Source organism: Roseitranquillus sediminis (assembly GCF_016918935.1).
GTDB lineage: Bacteria > Pseudomonadota > Alphaproteobacteria > Rhodobacterales > Rhodobacteraceae > Roseitranquillus > Roseitranquillus sediminis.
Genome location: NZ_JAFFOB010000023.1, coordinates 49,352 through 67,196 on the forward strand (window position 1 = coordinate 49,352; position 17,845 = coordinate 67,196).

The window sequence follows — 17,845 nt, forward strand, 5'->3', positions numbered from 1 at the left end:
GCCAGAAAGATCCAGGCGACATCAAGCGGATCTTGCGGGAGCAAACCTTCGGCGCGGTGGACTTCGCCCCTGGTAAGAGGTTCTCGGCGCCACCCTGACCGAGCGTCGATTGCACAGCGTGCGGTCTCTCGCGCGCGAGTCCGGGCTCAACTCTCGGACCCTCCGGAATGTTCTCGCGGCCATCGCCCGCCACGCCGAGCTGATCAGGAGATCCTGGCGGAGACTTGGTGGCGCAGAATGACGGACCCGATCATGCAATATCCCAGGTTCCGCCTTCGCAAGGTCGTGCTTCTGATCGACCATGGGTCGAGGCCGAGCCCGCGTTCGGATTTCGACGAACTCCGAGCTCCCAGCTCGTGGCACGCAGCTCTGTGCGCGCAGATCCATGGCAACGATGGTCGTGCCGTCGTTGCGCTTCAGGCGATGGAAAGGCACGTTCGACTGGTCGACTTCGGAGGACGTTTCGTGACGGGCGAGTTCGCTTTACAGGCGGAACGGGAGCTGCCGGAAATACGGGGGCATGGCCGCCTACTTCGCCATGCGAGCGGTGCCGAAGTCCTCTCGTTGCGCCTTGACGATCCGAACCGGGTCTTCGCCATCGCGTTTCGGACGCTGCCGGCGGACTCGACCGGGATCGCTCATGTCCTCGAACACTGCGTTCTTTGCGGCTCGCGTCGCTACCCGATCCGGAAGCCCTTCGTCGAGCTGATGAAGGGGTCGCTCCAGACCTACCTGAACGCCGTCACGATGCCCGACACCACCGTCTATCCGGTCGCGAGCCCGAACGAGACGGACTTCCGCAACCTGATGGATGTCTACCTCGACGCGATGTTCGCGCCGCTCCTGACGCCGGAGACCTTCCTGCAGGAGGCTTGGCGGCTCGAGCCAGACCCAGAGGGGCGCCCCTCGTTTCAGGGCGTCGTCTACAACGAAATGAAGGGCTACGTCTCGTCGCCGCTCGGCGTGCTCTCCGAAGCCACGCGGCGCGAGCTTTTTCCTGATACGGTCTATGGTCACGGCTATGGCGGCGACTGGAGCGCGATCCCCGACCTGACGCACGAGGCCCTGCTGGCCTTTCACCAGCGCTATTATGCGCCAGCCAACGCCCTCGTCGTCCTGACTGGTCCCGACGATCCGACATGGGAGCTCGAGGTACTGGCGCAAAAGTTCGATGCGCTGCCAAATGGGACATTGGCGCCGGCGGTGGCGGAGCAGCCTGCGTTCGCGGCGCCGCGCGTCGTTCGCGCGTCCTATCCGGGCACGCGCGGAGCCCGCCGGCGGGACGGATTCCTGGCGCTCGCGTGGGCGCTCGGCGCTGGACCTGACCTGGACGAGCGGCTCGCGTGGCAGGTGCTGGACCGGCTCCTCGTCGGGAGCCTGACGTCGCCACTGCGCCGCGCGCTCGTGGAGAGCGGGATTGCCGAGGACATGCTCTCCGGCGGCTATGCCGAGGGAGGGTTGCAGCCGACTTTTCGCGTCGCGTTCTCGGGCCTCGATCCGTCAGCGGTCGATGACGCGCAGGCGGTCGCGCTGGATGCTCTCGCCGGCGCGGCCGAGTCGCTGGATGCCGCCGAGATCGAGCCGGCCATCAATAGCGTCGAGTTCGCTCTGCGGGAGGGGGCAGTGGGGCCGGTGCCGGCGGGAATCCAGCACATGCATCGCGCCCTTCCGTCGTGGAGGCACGGCGACGATCCGCTGGCGGCGCTGAACTTCTCGGACGCGCTCCTGCGTCTTCGGCAGCGTCTCATCGGCGGCGAGCCGGTTCTGCAACGGATGATCGCGGGACTGATCCGCTCCCCGCACCGCGTCACGGTCGTCCTCGAGGCCGATCCCGGCCGCGCCACGCGCGACGCGGTGGTGGAGCGGCGTCGCGCGGAGCAGGTGGGGGATGCTCGCGAAGGAAGGGAGCGGGCCATCGATCTGCGGGGCACGCAGGCGGAGAGCCCGGAAGCGCTCGCCGCCATCCCGCTCCTTCGCCGCACGGACCTTCCCGAGCGGCTGCCGCACGACCCGGTCGAGGCTCGGCGGACGGGGGTGCATCTGTGGCTGGCGCAGCCACTCGCGACGCAGGGCGTCGTCCACGTCGACCTGGGGCTCGACATCGCCGATCTTCCACCGGCCCAGGCCGCCGCGGCGCGGCTGCTCGGCGCAGCGCTGCTGGCGACGGGGACGGCGAGGCGGGATCACGTAGCCCTCGGGCGCTGGATCGGCAGGGCGACCGGCGGCATCGCCACCGAGCCCTGGGCGGCGACGTGCCGCAATGGCAGCACCGCGGCCCGCCTCTTCCTGCGCGGCAAGGCACTGGCCGAACGGGCGGGCGAACTCTGCGAGATCCTGTCGGAGATCCTGCTGACCGCGAGGCTAGACGACGTCGCAAGGCTGCGCGAGGTGGTCCTGCGCGAGAAGGCCCGCCTGGAGGCGCGGCTCGTCCCTGCCGGTCACGAGTTCGTGGACCTGCGCCTTCGCGCCGGTTTCGGCCCTGCAGGACCGCTGGCCGAGGCGACGGCGGGTGTGACTTACCTGGAGTACTTGCGCGACGCGGCGACGGCGCTGGACGAGCGGCCCGAGACACTGACGGCGGAGCTTGCGTCGCTGCGGGATCACCTGCGCGGCAGGGCGCTCGTGTGCAACGTCACGGCGGACCCGGCCTCGCAGAGCGCGACGGAGCCACATGTCGCGCGCCTGCTCGACACGCTCGAAGGCTCGACGCCGACCGTCCCCGCGGCGCAGGACGCGACGGTACCGCTGTCTCGAACCGAGGCCATCGAGGTGCCTGCGCAGGTGAATTTCGTGGGCTTGGGCGGCGATCTTCACGCCGCCGGTCTGACGCCCTCCGGCGTGACTGAGGCGGCGGCTCGGCACCTCGCCAACGCCTGGCTCTGGGACCAGGTGCGGGTTGAGGGTGGTGCCTACGGGGCGCTCTGCAGGTTTGACGCGATGAGCGGCGTCGTCACCATGCTGTCCTACCGCGATCCGCACGTCCTGCGCACGCTGGGGACCTACCGTGCCGCCGCTGCGCATCTGCGGGCCGGGCCGTCGCCGCGGGATGTCGATGCCGCCGTCATCGCGACCGTGGGCGCGCAGGACCGCCCCTTGCCGGCCGGACCACGCGGCTTCGCTGCACTCCGTCGCTACCTGTGCGGCGAGGACGAGGCGTGGCGCAACGCGCGGCGGTCGGAGCTTCTCGGCGCGACGGCAGCCGACTTTGCGGACGTCGGTGCGGCGCTCGAAGAGGTGGCGACCCGTGTCGTAGTGCTTGGCGGCGCCGAGGCGCTCGACCGGGTCGAGGTTGCGCGGCCGAAGTGGCTTAGCCGGACGCGGTTGACGTGAGGCGGGCAACCATCCGCGCCACCTCTGCCTCCACCGCCGCGAAGAGGGCGGGATGGTCGAGCCCGTGGCCGGATTCCTCGACGATGCGCACGCGGGCGTCGGGCCAAGCCGCGGCCAAGGCCCACGCCGTGGATGGTGGGCAGAGCAGGTCGTACCGACCGTGCACCACCGCTCCCGGAATGCCGTCGAGCCGCGGTGCACCGTCGATGAGTGGCGCGTCGAGAAAGCAATCCTGCGAGAAGTAGTGGGCTTCCATGTAGGGCGATGCGGGGCCGGGCGTCTCGGCGGCACGAATGGCATCGGCATCGAGACGGTCGTTCGCGGGAGCGAGCTGCGACAGGATGCGCTCGGTGTCGTGCCAGGCCCGGGCGAAAGGGGCATGCACGGCCGGATCGGGATCGAGAATGCGGCGCCAGTAGGCGGGCAGGGGGTCTTCGCGCTCCGCCTCCGGCAACATGCCGAGGAAGTCGAAATGAAGCGCCGGGTGAACCGTCTGCAGCCCCGACCCGAAGGCCCGCTCTAGCTCCGCCCGCGTGCCGAGAAAGGTCGCGCGCAGAACCATACCCAGCACCCGCTCGGGATGCGCCTGCGCATAGGCAAGTGCCAGCGTCGCGCCCCAAGACCCGCCGACGACGAGCCAGGCCGAGAAGCCGAAGCTCTCGCGCAGGAGCTCCATGTCAGCGACGAGGTGCGCCGTTGTGTTGGCCTTGCGGTCGCGTTGCGGCCGGCTAAGGCCGGCGCCGCGCTGGTCGAACGCAACGATATGGCAGGTCGCCGGATCGAAAATGCGCAGGTGGCTTGACTGCACCCCGCTGCCCGGGCCGCCATGAAGGGACACCACCGGCACCCGGCCAGGCGTGCCGTAGCTGCGCACGCAGAGCTCGTGCCCGTCGCCGACGCGCACCATCTCGTCGGTGAGCGGCGTCAACCCTGCGGCTCGAGCGTGCCTCCGGCGAAGTTGCGATAGACGAAGCGGGTGTCGCCCCCTGTCGCCTCCTCACTCGCCAGCCGAAAAATCTCCTCGTGCTTCGGCGAAAGCGCGCACGCGGGATCGGTCGCCGCGGCGTTGCCGGTCAGGGCGAAGGCCTGGCAACGGCAGCCGCCGAAATCCTCTTCCTTGAACTCGCAGCTCCGGCAGGGCTCCGGCATCCAGTCGGTGCCGCGATAGAGGTTGAAAGCGTCCGAGTGCTCCCAGATCCAGGCGAGGCTGTGGTCGCGAACCGAGTCGAAGCGCAGGCCGGTGATCGACTCTGCGGCGTGGCAAGGCAGCACGCGGCCCGCCGGCGATATATTGAAGAACTGACGCCCCCAGCCGCCCATGCACTTCTTCGGTCTGAGCGCGTAGTAGTCCGGCACCACGTAGTCGATCGCTAGGATGCCGTGCAGCCGCTCCGTCGCCTCGGCCACAACGCGATTGCACTCCTCGATCTGCGCCTCGGTCGGCATCAGAGCGGCGCGGTTCTTGAGCGCCCATCCGTAGTACTGGACGTTCGCCACCTCGAGCCGGTGGGCGTCGAGTTCTACCGCCATGTCGATGATCTGCGGCAATTCGTGCAGGTTCTGGCGGTGCATCACGGCGTTGACCGTCAGCGGCAGCCCCTCCTGCCGCACCCACGCCGCGGCCTCGAGCTTCTTGCCATGACCGCGCTTGTGCCCGCCGATCCGGTTCGCGAGCGATGGATCCTTCGCTTGAAAGCTGATCTGCACGTGGCTCAGCCCGGCATCGGCGAGTTCGGCAACCTTTTCCCGCGTCAGCATCACCGCCGAGGTGATGAGGTTGGAGTAGAGCCCCACTTCCGACGCATGCCGCACCAGCTCGACCAGATCGGTCCGCGCCGTCGGCTCACCGCCGGAGAAGTGGATCTGCAGGACGCCCAGATCCGCCATCTCTCCGATGACGCGCTTCCACTCGTCCGTGGACAGCTCGGCGTTCGCGCGGTCCATTTCTACCGGATTCGAGCAGTAGGGGCACTGCAGTGGGCAACGATGGGTGATCTCGGCCAGCACTGCGATGGGGATGCCGTGGGTCGCGGCGGCATCGGGGTCAAGCCCGCCCGCCGGCCGTGTCTCGTCGAGGACGTCGGTCATTTCGGCTGCTCCTGCATTTCGGCGAGAAACCCCTTGTCCGCGAGATCCTGAAGCATGGACTCGACGTCCGTCACGATCTGTTCGGTCGGGGCCTTATACTTTTGCGCCAGTTCCTCAGCGATGTCCCGCACGCTGCGCGTGCCGTCGCACAAATGCAGAACCTCGACGGCGATGTCGTCCGGCGTCAATACCCGCTCGGGTGCGAGCAGGAGCCACATCTGCCGAGCCTTGTCGAAGCGCAGGCGCGCGTGGCGAGGCAGGACGGGCCGGCTTTCCGGCCCGACGAACATTCGCTGCCGGCCCGTCACCGACCCTCCTCGGGCACGAAGGCGCCCGGCGGCGGAAAGCCCGAGACATACGCATGGTAGAGCGCGTCGAGTTGCACCCAGAGGACGTTTGTCTTGAACGTCAGCGCGTCGCAGACCGCCTGCCGCTCCTCCGGGGTCCGCGCATGCGACTTGACGTAGTCCAGCGCGAAGTTCGCATCGCGCGGCGCCTGCTCCAGCCGGCGCTGGAAGTAGGTCATGATCGAGGGGTCGATGAAGTCGTAGTGCTCGAGCATGCCCGCGATCCGCTCTTCGTGCAGCGTGGGCGCGAACAGCTCGGTCAGCGACGAGGCAATGGCCTCGAGCGGCGTCTTCGTGCCGACAAAATTCAGGTAGGCGTCCACCGCGAACCGCGTGGCTGGCAGAAGGCCGGCCGTCGACTCCACGTAGGCGCGGTCGAGGCCGAGGCCGTCGGTGAGCTGCAGCCAGCGCTCGATACCGCCCTCGCTGCCCTCCGAGCCGTCGTGGTCCTCGATCCGGTGGCGCCACTCGACGCGAATGGCGCGGTCGCGAAAGCGGGAGACGACGATCGCATCCTTCAGCGGGATCGAGCTCTGGTAGTAGTAGCGGTTCAGCGCCCACGCCTGCACCTGGCCGCGGTTGAGCTTGCCGCCGTGAAGCATTGCATGGAACGGATGCAGGTTGTGGTAGCGGGTCGCACCGATCTCGAAGAGCCTGCGCTCCAGGTCCTCGGCGCTCTGCAGTGGCGCTTCCGTCATCGGCATGTCGAGTGTCACAGCCTTACCTCCTGGCCCGGGCTCGGGATTTCCCAACCTGCCGCTTCCAACTCCTGCCTCTCCGGCGAGTGCGGCAGGTGTGCGGGATTGGAATTGTTGACGTGGATGAAGAGCTTTCGGTCGATCTCGAGATCGGCGAGCGCCGCAATGGCGCCAGATTCACCGGACATCGAAACATGTCCCATCCGCTGCCCCGTCTTCCGCCCGAGGCCGGCCCGCACGATCTCGTCGTCGCTCCAGAGCGTGCCGTCGAAGAAGACGGCGGATGCGCCACGGAGTCTCGCGGCGAGTTCCGGCGTGACGCCGCCGCAGGCGGTCAGGATGTAGGCTCCGGTGCCGTCGCGTGTGTGGACGTAGAGGCCGAGCGTATCTCCGGTCGCTTCGTCGGTGCCCGTCTCCTCAAGGTACCAAGCGGGCTTCCCTGGCACCTCGAACGCCTCTATGACGAGACCCGAAGGTCGGCCGTCCTGCAGCACGGGCTCGAAAGGCCGGCCCAGCTCGATCGGTCGGCGCGGCACGCGCTCCCGGTCCAGAACGTTGAAGATGTTGTTCGCCTCCAGCGTTTCCAGGACACGGGTGTGCGCCCAGATACCGAATGGAGATCCTTCGCGGAGCGTCAGCAGGCCGGCAATGGCATCGACTTCACCGTTCGTCAGAATTACACCGGCGATTGGCGAGTGACGCAGCTGGTCCGCACGCGGATGCAGTTGCGGCGTTTCGATGATCTGCTGCCGGATGTCCGGCGACGCGTTCACCAGAAACCAATTCTCGCCGTCGGCGCTGAGCGCGAGCGACGCTTGCGTGTCTCGCAACTGCGGATCCTCCCACGCAGCGCGGCACGTCGGGCAGTTGCAGTTCCACTGCGGCAGCCCTCCGCCCGCCGTGGTTCCGAGCACGACGATGGTCAGCATGGTCGGCCTTTCGATCGGCTGGCGGAGGGCTTTATTGCTTACTTCTGCTTCGCGCAGGCGTACATGTTGATTTCCATGCCGACTGGCACTTCGGAAACTTTGGGTGCATTCCAAGCCATGCGAAACTCTCCCTGGATACACGGCGACCCATTCGCCGCTGGATTGAAGAGTAAGCAGACCGTGCGCGACCTCCATCTATGGAAACCATAGGGCTTCCTGATGCGGTGCCGCTCCCGATCCTTGTGCTTCTCGCCCGGCTGCAAGAAGGTGAGGGCCAGGCGCTGACCTCACGGAACCGAAAGCCGCTCTAGGTCGCCAGCACGGCCTCCTTGTCGCGCAGGAACGGGGGCGTCTCGTTCACCGTCGGCGGCGCGTGGAGGCGTCCCACCTCCTGCAACGCCTCGAGGAGCGCGGCGTAGGGCTCCTGCCGGGCGTACTGTGATGGCAACAGGGCTACGATCTGTCGCGGCGGGAAGTTCACGCGATAGAGCCGAAGGCCGGGGATCGGCTTGTCGCCCACGACGCTTGACAGGGCAGGGGCAAGGCAGACACCGAGCCCGGACCGCACCATCCCGAGTGCAACCTCGAAGCTGCGGGCCTGTGTGAAGGGCCAGTTCCCGGGGATGGCCTCGTCGTACCAGGCCTGCACGCGATGCGCGTGCGGGGTGCCGAAGACGAACTGGATCGACCGCATCAGTATGTTCCGGTCCTCGCGGCGCAGGTCGACGGCAGGATGGGTCACGCCGTCGAGGTTCAGGCGTTCCGGCACCGCGAGCACATACGGATCGTCGAACAGCGGCACATGCAGGAACCCGGCGCTCGCGGGCGCGATCGAGTTCGCGGACAGGAGCCCCAGATTCACCCGTCTTCCGTAGAGCATCTCGAGCACCTCGGCGGGGCCACTCTCATGAATGTCGTAGTCGATGTTCGGATACGCGTCGTGAATGAGGTGCATCGACTTCGGCAGGATCACCCGCAGCACCGAGTTTATTCCGGCGAGGTGGATCGTCTGCCGTTTGCCCTCGGCGAGTTGCCACAGCCCCTCCTCCAGCCGCTGCATCGTCGAGAGCACCGGCTCGACGTGGCGCAGCAGGTGTGTCCCGGCTTCAGTCAGCGTCAGCCGGTTCGATCGACGGTCGAAGAGCGGCGCGCCCACCACCTCCTCGAGGTTCGAGATCTGCTGAGATAGCGTCGGTTGCGCCAGACCGAGCTGTTTGCTCGCGCCGGTAAGTGTGTGGCTTCGCGCCACCGCCGAAAAGATACGCAGCCGGCGCAGAGTGAGCCCCGCGGTGCCGTCGAGACCCGCGCGCGGGGGCTTGTCTGGCCCGCGCGGGGGAAGCTTGTGGCCGTCTCGCTCCGTCATCGGCTTTCTCCCGCCAATCCGCGCTCGGACATGGCCGCGGCGAAGCCACCGCGACGCAGTCCGACCTCCTGCGCGTCGGCTGCCATCCTGCCGCGCCATTTGCGGTATTGTCGAGAGAGCCGTCGCCGTTGACCGTTGCAGGTCAAGCTCCGACGGGCGCCAGCCCCTGTGTCGTTTCCGGCGATGTCGGTGCCTCGACCAGAAGCTCTCTCAGGAATCGGCGCAATGTCCGGTCCGTCCAGGAGACGAGCTCCGGGTCGAGCCCGTCTCTCGTGGCGAGGATGATCGGACGGATCAGTGGCGGAGCGAAGGATCGCGCCACGAGAGTTCCTTCCTTCACCTCCTGCTGCACCGCTACCAACGGCAGGAACGTGCCGCCAAGCCCGGCGATGACAGCCTGCTTGCGCGAACCGAGGCCGTCGATCTGCATGTCGATGGCGATCTCGACGCCCTGCTCGCGCGCGAAACGCTCGATGATCTCGCTGTAGACGTAGTTCATCTTCGACGGGAGGATCAGCGGGTGGACGCCGATCTCTTCCAGCGAGACGGCGCCGGTAAGCTTGCGCGCGAGTTGCGGAGCGCACACGAAGTAGATCTTCTCCCACGCGAGGACATTGGTGTCGTCCGTCGGCTGCAGGACGATGGTCACGGCAGCGTCGATCTGGCCATGATCCAGCAGAACGAACGCCTCGCGCGCCGTCATCTCGGAAATGTGCAGGCGGATGTGCTCCAGTTCGGCACGAGCTGCCGCGAAGAGGCGCGGGGTCAAGGAGCTGGCGAGGGTCGGGATCACGGCCAGCCGGAACGGCCTGTCCGCCGATGCCGCCTGAGTGCGCAGTGCCTCTAGCGCAGCTTCGGCGCGCTGCACCTCGTCCAGGATGCGACGTGCGTGGGAGAGAAGGAGCTGGCCGGCGTCGGTCAGCTTGGTTCCCCTGTGCGACCTGTCCAGCAGCTGCACGCGCAGTTCGCGCTCCAGTTCGCGCATGTGATGTGTCAGCGCTGGCTGGGCGACCCTGACGTGCCTGGCGGCGTCGGTGATCGAGCCGTGATCCGCGATGGCCGCCAGGTAGTAGAGCCGCCGGGTTTGCAGGACGGGTGCCATGCCTGCCATAGGACTCCGTTATGGCTGTCTCGACAATCTCTATTTGTAGTTGAGCCCAAGAATGGGCGAAATCCCATTGAAAGTTCAGGAAATCAGGTCCGCTGGTCAGGTCGTCGCAGATGCGACGGCGGGTGGACCGAATTCAAGTTGGAGGCTCCAGTTGAAAAGTGTCGTAACCTGTATCGCCCTTGGCGTTTGTGTCACCGCTACATCGGGCATTTCGCCGGTCCGGCCGCTTTCCCCGGAAGGCCGCGGACCTGACATGCTGGTTCAGGTCCAGGCGGCGGTCGATGAAGCTGCGACCGAGGAGATGATGGCCGAGGGGCAGCAACTCTACGTGGACTTCTGCGCGGGCTGCCACCGCGAGAACGGGCGCGGCGACGTGGGGCCGACTCTGGTGAACGCCGGATCTCTTGCCGACGTTCACGGCACCTATCAGCGGATCATGAACGGTGGCGAGGAGATGCCGGGCTTCGGTTCGGTGTTGTCGCCGGAGGAGGCGCACGCCGTCGGGACTTACGTCATGAACAGCTGGGGCAATGACTACGGCGTCATGACACAGGAGACGGCCGAGGCCGACTAAAGACATCTGTCGCAACTACGGGAGGGAATGAGCGATGAGAGCACGAGATTTGATACTAGGCGCCGCCGTGGGGGGGCTGATCGCCGTCTCTGGCGCTTGGGCTCAGGGAGGCAAGACGTACGGCGAGAAGCTCGGCTTCATGCCGGTCTCCGACGTCAACAAGTCCATGATCGGCGGCACCGGCGACGTGCAGGCGACGCTGGATGGCAGCACGCTGACTGTCACCGGCGAGTACAGCGGCCTGATGGGCGAGCCCACGATGGTCTCGCTGCATGAAGCGCCGATGGGCATGGCAGGACCGAAATTCGGCGAATTTGCGGTGGACGGCGGCACCGACGGGACCTTCGAGGGCACCGTCGAGCTCAGCGACGAGCAGATCCAGAAGCTCGACAACAACGAGGTCTACGTCGTCGTGAACACCGAGCGCAACGAGGACGGCGAGTTGCGGGCTTGGCTCGTAGCCGATGACTACGAGATGACGCCGTGGATGGCGTCGACCAATTGAGCCGCAGGAATCTGAGGAGGACACACGACATGCTCCTATCAAAGGGAGACAGGATCGCGGCGCTCTTGGCGTCAGTGGCGATCATCGGCGGCGCGGGTGCCGCCCTGGCGCAGGACGCTCAGTCCGCGCCGGTGGATGTGGAGACGCTTGCCAACCCTGATCCGGCCGACTGGCTGATGTGGCGCCGGACCTATGACGCGCACGCCTTCAGCCCGCTCGACCAGATCACGCGAGAGAACGTCCAGGATCTCGAGCTGGTATGGTCGTGGGCGATGGAGCCGGGAACAAACCAGCCGACGCCGCTGGTTCACGACGGCATCATGTACCTGCCGAACCCCGGGGACGTGGTTCAGGCATTCGACGCCGCGAACGGCGACCTGCTCTGGGAGTACCGTCGCGAGCTGCCCGAGGATGCCCGCGCCGGCGATACCGCTCGCAACATCGCGCTCTATGACGGCAAGATCTATCTGTCGGCGGACGACGGGTACGTGGTCGCGCTCAACGCGGAATCAGGCGCGGTCGAGTGGGAGGTGCTGCGCGCCGACTATAAGAAGGGCTACCGCAACACGACGGGTCCGGTCGTCATCGACGGCGTCGTCATCGCGCAGCTCAACGGCTGTGACAAGTTCTACGAGGACGGCTGCTACTTCACCGCGCACGATGCGCAATCGGGCGAGGAGCTGTGGCGGACGTCGACGGTCGCGCGGCCGGGCGAGCCGGGCGGCGACACCTGGGGCGATCTGCCCTACGAGCTGCGCGGCGGCAACGACACCTGGATCGCGGGCAGTTACGACCCTGAGCTCGACCTCTACTTCGTGGGCGTCGCTCAGCCCAAGCCGTGGGTTCCGGCCAGCCGTGGCCTGACCACCGAGGACGACGCACTCTACTCGAACTCGACGCTCGCGGTGCGGCCGCAGACCGGCGAGATCGAGTGGTACTTCCAGCACTCCCCGGGTGAGGCGCTCGACTTCGACGACGTCTACGAGCGCGTGCTGATCGATCTCGGCGACCAGAAGACCGTCTTCACGATGGGCAAGTCGGGCATCCTGTGGAAGCTCGACCGCGAGACGGGCGAGTACCTCGACCACGTCGAGACGGTGTTCCAGAACCACTGGGTCGCCATCGACGAGAACGGACGTCCCACCTACCGCGAGGACATCCGGAACGCCCAGGTTGGCGAGAAGGTCTCGGTCTGCCCCAGCACCGCTGGCGGCAAGGACTGGCAGGCGATGAGCTACTACGAGCCGTCGAACATCCTGCTCATTCCGCTGACCCAGGCTTGCATGGAAATCTCGGGCCGCGAAGTCGAGCTCGTGGTCGGCTCCGGCGGCTCGCAGGCCGATCGCTGGTGGTTCGAGATGCCCGGGACCGACGGCAACATGGGCAAGATCGCCGCCTACAATCCCGAGACCATGGAGGAGCTCTGGTCGACGCAGCAGCGCGCCTCCTACCTTACCGGCATCCTCTCGACGGCCGGCGGCTTGGGCTTCATCGGCGATCTTGACCGCTACTTCACCGCCTTCGACGTGGAATCGGGCGAAGAGCTCTGGAAGACGCGGCTTACGACGTCGGTGCAGGGCTACCCGATTTCGTTCGAGGTGGACGGGCGGCAGTACGTGGCCATCACGACCGGCCTCGGCGGCGGCAGCCCGCGCAACGTTCCGCGCCTGGTGACGCCAGACATCGTGCATCCGAGCACGGGGAACGCGGTCTACGTGTTCGCGCTGCCCGAAGACGACGCATAGTCGCGACTCCTGACACGCAAGCGCAACGGGAGGGGCCGCGAGGTCCCTCCCTCTTTCGAAGGTCTCCCCTCATGCTGCGCCATCTCGCCCTCGCCACCACGGCCGCCGCGTGCCTGCTGAGCGCCGCTCAGGGCCTCCGCGCCCAGGTCGGGCTCCCCTATGTTCCGCCGGAATGGCATCAGGAGCAGCGCTGGCTCGAGGGCAGCAAGGTCACCTTCTGCCTCTGGTCGGTCAGTCCGACGATGGAGATCGACCGCCGCATCGGCGAAGCCATCGGCGAGGCGCTGCTGCTCGAAGCCGATTTCCAAGTCTACGAGAACCGGGTGCCTCTCTTGGGCGAGCAGTTCTGGGAAGAGGTCTGGATACAGCTCGCCGAACGCTGCGATGCCATCGCCGGCTTCGTGATGTCGGCGGATCTCGACGTCGACTGGCTGATCCCGACGCGCCCCTATTACGAGGCTCCCTATGTCTTCGCGGTCAGGGACGACGGCATCTCGCGCCTCGGCGATGTTCCGGCCGACGGTAAGGTCGGCTCGATGATCTACACGCCCGCCGACACGAACCTGATCTCCTACATGGAGCTCCAGCCCGAGGATCGACGCTGGACCCGCTATCCCTTCACCTCCGGGGAGCAGGCCCTCGACTTCCTGCAGAGCGACCGTGTTGCCGGCTCCATCTTCTGGGCGCCGACGCTTCGGCAGGTCACCGGAGGCGACCCCGGCGAGATGGGAATTCGCCAGGTGCCGCTCGACCCCGTTTCGCCGACGTCCACACCAATCGGCATGATGCTGCGTGAACACAACGTCTTCCTGAGAAACGAGATCGATCGCGCGATCGGCGCGCTGATCGAGGACGGGGTCATCGAAGACATCCTTGAGGAAACCGGCTGGCCCGGTCAGAGCGGCGCAAGTTGATGGCAGGCAAGCGGGATCCCTCGTCCGGCTGATGCTGACGGACGTTTCCCTCACCGAGATGCTGTTCCGAGCGGCCGCATACCTTGTGGTGGCCGGGGTCCACGGCTGGAGCCTCGCCTTGGCTGCATTCGCGTTGGGCGACCTCGGACCTCGCTCCGAGGGTCGGCAGACCCCCAGCCCGTTCGAGCATATGAGTCTGTCGGGCTTCATCGCTGCGATTGCGGTTGGCACGGGATGGATCCATTCGCTCGACATGGACGCCGCGGCTCTGCGCTGGCGTCGCGTGGGCCTCTTGGTCTGCGTTGCCGGCAGCCTTGCAGTCATCGTCGCCCTCGGTCTTTTCGCCAGTGCCCTCCGCCCTGCAGCGCTCGCCGCGTTCTCTCCGCCGCTCGACCGCTTTTCTGTCCAGTTCCTCGGAGTGCTTGGCCAGATGTCGCTGTTCTTCGTGGTGCTCAACATGCTGCCGCTGCCGCCCCTCACGGGAGGTCTGCTGCTGAGTGCCGCTGCGCCGCGCCTTGCTGGCAAGCTCTGGCGCTATGCGGGGTGGATCGGCGCCATTATGGCCGTCGTACTGATCCTGGGCCGAGGCGGTTTCCTGCGTCCTGCGGTGAGTGTGTTGCGGCAGGCGTTGACGCCGCTCGGATTCGGTCCCGGCTGACCTTCAGCTTGCGGCGGCGCCGTAGACCGCCTCGATCGGCCGCAGGCCGTATTCGTCGAGCAGCGCGTCGAGCGTGCCGTCTCGCCGCATCGCGTCCAGTGTCTGCTCCACCGCCTGAAGAAGCGTGAGGTCCCCCCTCCACAAGCCGAATCCGAGGCGGTAGCGCTCAAATTTCTCCGGCGCCCATGCGACCTCCCAGCCATGCTGATCGCCGAGGCGCCCGATCATCAGCGCCTCGCCTATCGCCGCGTCAAACGTGCCGGTGCGGAGACCCTTCACCAGCGCCGCCTCGTCCTGGACGACGTGCGGCGTCGCGCCGATCTCGCGCAACCAGCGGCTGAGCGCGATGCGATCGAGGCCGGCAATCTGTGCGAGCACGCCGACGTCGGCGCCGGCGAGATTGAAAGTGCCAGCGGGAAAACCGAAGGCCCAACCGGTCTCGAGCTGCGACGGCACGGTATCGAGGAAAGACTGGACGGATGGCGCGAGAACGACTCCGCCTGCAAGAATCTGGCATTGCGCCCGCGTGACCCGCCAGCTCCGCGGATTGAAGTCGCGGCCGATGGCGGGATTGGGATTGACCGAGAGCCGCAGTCCCAGACGCTGGGCGATTTCGGACAGGACCTCGATGTCGAAGCCCGGCGCTGCCGGATCGCCCGTCACCAGCGGCGGATAGCTTGTCGGCGTGCAGGCCGTCAGCCGCCCGGTGCTGCGTACCTGTCCCAGCGATGTGTCTGCCGGAAGATACGAGACAGCGAGGAGTAGGGCGCCGCACACAACGATCGTCACGACGCCGCCGATGCTGTGAGTCCGGTGCAGCCAACCCCTGAGCCGCCCCAGTATCACGGCTTTCGAAAGTCCCAGAGCGCGACGAGGAAGAACCCGCCCGCCATGCAGAATGCGACGAGCGGCCCGAGGCTCGGGTCGAACTGGTTGAAGTCGATGAAGATGCCCCTCAGCGAGTCGACGGCATAGGTCAGCGGGTTCGCCCGGACCAGAAGCACCAGCCATTCGGGGTAGAGCACCGCAGTCTGTGCCCGGGTCAGCGCCGGATCGAGCGGAAAGACCGAGCTCGACGTGAAGTAGAGCGGCAGGATCACTGCGTTCGCGAAGACGCCGAAGCCCTGGAACGTCCGGACGCGATTCGCGATCACGATCCCCAGCGCCGTCAGGCCGAAGGCCGCGAGGAACATGAAAGCAATGCCGACCACGACGTCACCCGGGCTCAGTGGCACGTTGGCAAAGCGGGCGAGCAGGATGACGAGGCAGCCGTGACCAGTGGCGATGGTTGCGCCGCCCAGGATCTTGCCGAGCAGGACCGCCCATCGCGGCAAGGGGGAGACCAGCACCTCGCGCAGGAAGCCGAACTCGCGATCCCAGATCATCGACACGGCGGACTGCACCGACGTGTACATGATGTTTAGCATGATGATCGCGGGAAAGATGAACTGGACATAGGTGTAGGGGACGACGAATCGTACCTCGCCGTAGACCTCGCCGCGGAAGTACGGGTTGAGACCGATCCCCATGATCAGCACCCAGAGCAGCGGGCGGCTGAAGCCTCCGATGAGCTGGCCGCGATCCCGCAAGGCGCGCTTCACCTCGCGCAGCCAGATCGCCCCGATTCCCGGCATGTACCGCACGACCGGGATCCGCCGCCGCACCGGAGTCGCGCCGATATAAGTCATTGCGCTTCCCTCGAAGTTCCTCGGCCGAAGAAGTCCGACTCGGGGTCCTCTAGCACCAGCTGCCGGATTCGCTCCCACAGTCGCCTGCGCAGGTCCACGAACTCCGGCCGCGAGCGGACGTCGTAGGACCAGCGCGGCCGTGGCAGCCCCTCGACCTCGATGTTCTCGAGCACCCGACCGGGACGCGGGCCCATCAGGGCGATCCGGTCCGAGAGCAATATCGCCTCGTCGACGCTGTGGGTCACAAAAAGCACCGTCGCGCCGGACGATGACCACAGGCGCATGAGCTCGGCCTGCATCAGCTCGCGGGTCTGCGCGTCTATGCTGGCGAAGGGCTCGTCCATCAGGAGAACGCGCGGCTCGGTCACCAGCGCCCGCGCAAGCGCAACCCGTTGACTCATCCCGCCCGAGAGCTCGTGCGGATGCGCTTCGGCGAAGCGACGCAGGCCCACGAGCTCGATGTAACGCTCGGCGCGCTCGCGCTTTTCGGCGCGGGAAAGGCCGGTTGGCGCCAGCGCAAACTCCACGTTTCCGCGCACGGTGAACCAGGGGATCAGGCGGAAGGACTGGAAGACGAATCCAAGCTCGGGTCCCGGCGTCGGGTCGCCTCCGAACACCGTGACCCTTCCGGCATCCGGCGCCAGCAGGCCGTCAACGAGCCGCAGGACCGTGGTCTTGCCGCAGCCCGAGGGCCCGAGGAGCGAGACGAACTCGCCCTCACGCACCTCGAGCGACATGTCTCGCAGCACCTCGGTGCGTGCGCGCGCGGCGGTGCCGAAGCTTTTGCCCACGCCGTCGAGCACAACTTGCGGCTCGGACTTCGCGGCGAGCGGTGCCGCGCGGCCGACCGATGCCTCCTGGTTCATCGCGCGGGCTGGTCGCTGCCCTCGGCGATCCCGCGCTGCTCTAGGACGGCGTCGACCGGGCCGAAGTCTGTCCAGGTGCTCAGCTCTACTTCGGAGAGGTCGGCGAAGTCCTCGCTCTCGAAGAGCCACTCTGCCGTGTACTGCAGCTCGGAGGCTGACATGCCGCCATTGACGCTCCACGACCCCTCGAAGCTCTCGGCCAGCTCCTCGAGCGTCGCACGGTCGACATCGGGGCGCGCCTCGGCCATCGCGTCGACCCAAATGGAAGGGTCTTCGGCGACATCGCGGGAGATCTGGATGATGGCGGCAATCACCGCCTCGACGTCCTCGCGCCGGTTCTCGAGCGTGTCGGTGGTGACGACATTGACCTTGCTGACGACCGGTGCCGCCTCGTAGTAGGCGTCCTGCGGCACGAGAATGTGCAAGCCCGTCTTGTCGGGCAGGCTCGTCCAGACGCCGATCGACATGGTCGTCGCGTCGATCTGCCCAGCTGCCAGCGCCTGTGCCCGCGCGGCCGGCTGGCCTAGTCCGACGAGCTCGAGCTGGTCGTCCATCACGAGGCCGTCCCCGGACAGGACGAGGCTCGACAGAGAATGATCGAGGCTTCCGATCCGCCCGATCCCGAAGCTCCGCCCCTCGAGGTCGGCCGTGCTCGCGATGTCTTCCTTCGCGGCGATCAGGAACGGAAGCGACTTGTTCGGCGAGACGACGGCGCGCAGGTCGCCATTGCCGCGGGCCGACATCTGCAAAAGCGCATCGACGCTGATGTTCGCCATCTCGCCTTCGCCCGCCGTCAGCGCGGCGAGCGCGGACGGGGTCTGCTGCACACGCACCAGCTCGACATTGACGCCCTCACGCTCGTAGTAGCCGAGGTTCAGCGCCAGCTCCATTACCGAATTCGGCACCAGCGGCGCCTCGAGGTCGGTAACGATCAGGCGAAATGCATCGCCCTCCTGCGCCGCCGCCATCGCCGACCACAACGCGGCTGCCGCGGCCAATGGCCCGATCCAACGATTCGTCATTTGCTTC

18 protein-coding genes are annotated in these 17,845 nt (G+C 66.8%); 6 read left to right on the forward strand and 12 right to left on the reverse strand.

The features are described from left to right. The first annotated feature begins 423 nt into the window (after positions 1–423). The gene (locus JM664_RS15780) at positions 424–3,330 is read left to right on the forward strand and encodes an insulinase family protein (RefSeq protein ID WP_227420899.1); all 2,907 of its coding nucleotides are present in this window, start codon (positions 424–426) and stop codon (positions 3,328–3,330) included. Here JM664_RS15780 and JM664_RS15785 read toward each other — a convergent pair. From JM664_RS15785 to JM664_RS15820, 8 genes are all read right to left on the reverse strand, one after another. Continuing rightward, on the reverse strand, positions 3,308–4,258 hold the full coding sequence (locus JM664_RS15785; RefSeq protein WP_227420900.1) for an alpha/beta fold hydrolase: 951 nt from the start codon (positions 4,256–4,258) through the stop codon (positions 3,308–3,310). The genes JM664_RS15780 and JM664_RS15785 overlap by 23 nt on opposite strands. After that, the gene (gene pqqE / locus JM664_RS15790; protein WP_227420901.1) at positions 4,255–5,418 is read right to left on the reverse strand and encodes a pyrroloquinoline quinone biosynthesis protein PqqE; all 1,164 of its coding nucleotides are present in this window, start codon (positions 5,416–5,418) and stop codon (positions 4,255–4,257) included. Before pqqE ends, JM664_RS15785 begins: the two co-directional genes overlap by 4 nt. After that, a complete protein-coding gene (pqqD, locus tag JM664_RS15795; protein ID WP_227420902.1) occupies positions 5,415–5,726 on the reverse strand; it encodes a pyrroloquinoline quinone biosynthesis peptide chaperone PqqD in 312 nt (103 codons plus the stop codon). The genes pqqE and pqqD overlap by 4 nt, the downstream gene beginning before the upstream one ends. After that, the gene (pqqC, locus tag JM664_RS15800; protein WP_406675823.1) at positions 5,723–6,469 is read right to left on the reverse strand and encodes a pyrroloquinoline-quinone synthase PqqC; all 747 of its coding nucleotides are present in this window, start codon (positions 6,467–6,469) and stop codon (positions 5,723–5,725) included. The genes pqqD and pqqC overlap by 4 nt, the downstream gene beginning before the upstream one ends. Positions 6,470–6,477: 8 nt before the next feature. Continuing rightward, the gene (pqqB, locus tag JM664_RS15805) at positions 6,478–7,392 is read right to left on the reverse strand and encodes a pyrroloquinoline quinone biosynthesis protein PqqB (RefSeq protein WP_227420903.1); all 915 of its coding nucleotides are present in this window, start codon (positions 7,390–7,392) and stop codon (positions 6,478–6,480) included. 38 nt (positions 7,393–7,430) lie between these two features. After that, a complete protein-coding gene (pqqA, locus tag JM664_RS19055; protein ID WP_227420944.1) occupies positions 7,431–7,511 on the reverse strand; it encodes a pyrroloquinoline quinone precursor peptide PqqA in 81 nt (26 codons plus the stop codon). 188 nt (positions 7,512–7,699) lie between these two features. Then, positions 7,700–8,755, reverse strand: coding sequence for a LysR family transcriptional regulator (locus JM664_RS15815; protein ID WP_227420904.1), 1,056 nt, complete (start codon positions 8,753–8,755; stop codon positions 7,700–7,702). 142 nt (positions 8,756–8,897) lie between these two features. Next, positions 8,898–9,857 (reverse strand): LysR family transcriptional regulator, encoded by a 960-nt coding sequence (locus tag JM664_RS15820; protein ID WP_227420905.1) that lies wholly within the window; start codon positions 9,855–9,857, stop codon positions 8,898–8,900. A 262-nt stretch (positions 9,858–10,119) separates the two neighbouring features. Between JM664_RS15820 and JM664_RS15825 the strand changes: the two genes are divergently transcribed. The 5 genes from JM664_RS15825 (at position 10,120) to JM664_RS15845 (ending at position 14,262) form a co-directional block, all read left to right on the forward strand. Further along, positions 10,120–10,440 carry a c-type cytochrome gene (locus tag JM664_RS15825; RefSeq protein ID WP_227420906.1) on the forward strand — a complete coding sequence of 107 codons (321 nt, stop codon included), beginning with the start codon at positions 10,120–10,122 and terminating at the stop codon, positions 10,438–10,440. A gap of 34 nt (positions 10,441–10,474) precedes the next feature. After that, entirely contained in the window at positions 10,475–10,945 is a 471-nt protein-coding gene (locus tag JM664_RS15830) for a CHRD domain-containing protein (RefSeq protein ID WP_227420907.1), read from the forward strand. 29 nt (positions 10,946–10,974) lie between these two features. Further along, complete coding sequence (locus tag JM664_RS15835) at positions 10,975–12,690, forward strand: pyrroloquinoline quinone-dependent dehydrogenase (protein WP_227420908.1); 1,716 nt, start codon at positions 10,975–10,977, stop codon at positions 12,688–12,690. Positions 12,691–12,761: 71 nt separating this feature from the next. Next, entirely contained in the window at positions 12,762–13,604 is an 843-nt protein-coding gene (locus JM664_RS15840) for a substrate-binding periplasmic protein (protein WP_227420909.1), read from the forward strand. 31 nt (positions 13,605–13,635) lie between these two features. Further along, a complete protein-coding gene (locus tag JM664_RS15845) occupies positions 13,636–14,262 on the forward strand; it encodes a zinc metalloprotease (RefSeq protein WP_227420910.1) in 627 nt (208 codons plus the stop codon). Between the two features lie 3 nt (positions 14,263–14,265). On the opposite strand, the gene JM664_RS15850 is transcribed toward JM664_RS15845, so the two are convergent. The 4 genes from JM664_RS15850 to JM664_RS15865 are packed head-to-tail and all read right to left on the reverse strand — an operon-like array spanning position 14,266 to position 17,838. Further along, positions 14,266–15,051, reverse strand: a complete 786-nt coding sequence (locus tag JM664_RS15850; RefSeq protein ID WP_227420911.1) for a substrate-binding periplasmic protein — start codon at positions 15,049–15,051, stop codon at positions 14,266–14,268. Positions 15,052–15,104: 53 nt separating this feature from the next. Continuing rightward, a complete protein-coding gene (locus JM664_RS15855) occupies positions 15,105–15,950 on the reverse strand; it encodes an ABC transporter permease (RefSeq protein WP_227420912.1) in 846 nt (281 codons plus the stop codon). Continuing rightward, positions 15,947–16,816 (reverse strand): ABC transporter ATP-binding protein, encoded by an 870-nt coding sequence (locus tag JM664_RS15860; protein ID WP_227420913.1) that lies wholly within the window; start codon positions 16,814–16,816, stop codon positions 15,947–15,949. The genes JM664_RS15855 and JM664_RS15860 overlap by 4 nt, the downstream gene beginning before the upstream one ends. Beyond that, positions 16,813–17,838, reverse strand: coding sequence for an ABC transporter substrate-binding protein (locus tag JM664_RS15865; protein ID WP_227420914.1), 1,026 nt, complete (start codon positions 17,836–17,838; stop codon positions 16,813–16,815). The genes JM664_RS15860 and JM664_RS15865 overlap by 4 nt, the downstream gene beginning before the upstream one ends. Between the last annotated feature and the right edge of the window lie 7 nt (positions 17,839–17,845).

Coding starts and splice junctions, on each gene's coding strand:
- JM664_RS15780 (WP_227420899.1), top strand. CDS start 424: ATGGAAAGGCACGTTCGACTGGTCGACTTCGGAGGACGTTTCGTGACG.
- pqqE (WP_227420901.1), bottom strand. CDS start 5,418: ATGACCGACGTCCTCGACGAGACACGGCCGGCGGGCGGGCTTGACCCC.
- pqqC (WP_406675823.1), bottom strand. CDS start 6,469: ATGCCGATGACGGAAGCGCCACTGCAGAGCGCCGAGGACCTGGAGCGC.
- pqqB (WP_227420903.1), bottom strand. CDS start 7,392: ATGCTGACCATCGTCGTGCTCGGAACCACGGCGGGCGGAGGGCTGCCG.
- pqqA (WP_227420944.1), bottom strand. CDS start 7,511: ATGGCTTGGAATGCACCCAAAGTTTCCGAAGTGCCAGTCGGCATGGAA.
- JM664_RS15815 (WP_227420904.1), bottom strand. CDS start 8,755: ATGACGGAGCGAGACGGCCACAAGCTTCCCCCGCGCGGGCCAGACAAG.
- JM664_RS15820 (WP_227420905.1), bottom strand. CDS start 9,857: ATGGCACCCGTCCTGCAAACCCGGCGGCTCTACTACCTGGCGGCCATC.
- JM664_RS15825 (WP_227420906.1), top strand. CDS start 10,120: ATGCTGGTTCAGGTCCAGGCGGCGGTCGATGAAGCTGCGACCGAGGAG.
- JM664_RS15830 (WP_227420907.1), top strand. CDS start 10,475: ATGAGAGCACGAGATTTGATACTAGGCGCCGCCGTGGGGGGGCTGATC.
- JM664_RS15835 (WP_227420908.1), top strand. CDS start 10,975: ATGCTCCTATCAAAGGGAGACAGGATCGCGGCGCTCTTGGCGTCAGTG.
- JM664_RS15840 (WP_227420909.1), top strand. CDS start 12,762: ATGCTGCGCCATCTCGCCCTCGCCACCACGGCCGCCGCGTGCCTGCTG.
- JM664_RS15845 (WP_227420910.1), top strand. CDS start 13,636: ATGCTGACGGACGTTTCCCTCACCGAGATGCTGTTCCGAGCGGCCGCA.
- JM664_RS15855 (WP_227420912.1), bottom strand. CDS start 15,950: ATGACTTATATCGGCGCGACTCCGGTGCGGCGGCGGATCCCGGTCGTG.
- JM664_RS15860 (WP_227420913.1), bottom strand. CDS start 16,816: ATGAACCAGGAGGCATCGGTCGGCCGCGCGGCACCGCTCGCCGCGAAG.
- JM664_RS15865 (WP_227420914.1), bottom strand. CDS start 17,838: ATGACGAATCGTTGGATCGGGCCATTGGCCGCGGCAGCCGCGTTGTGG.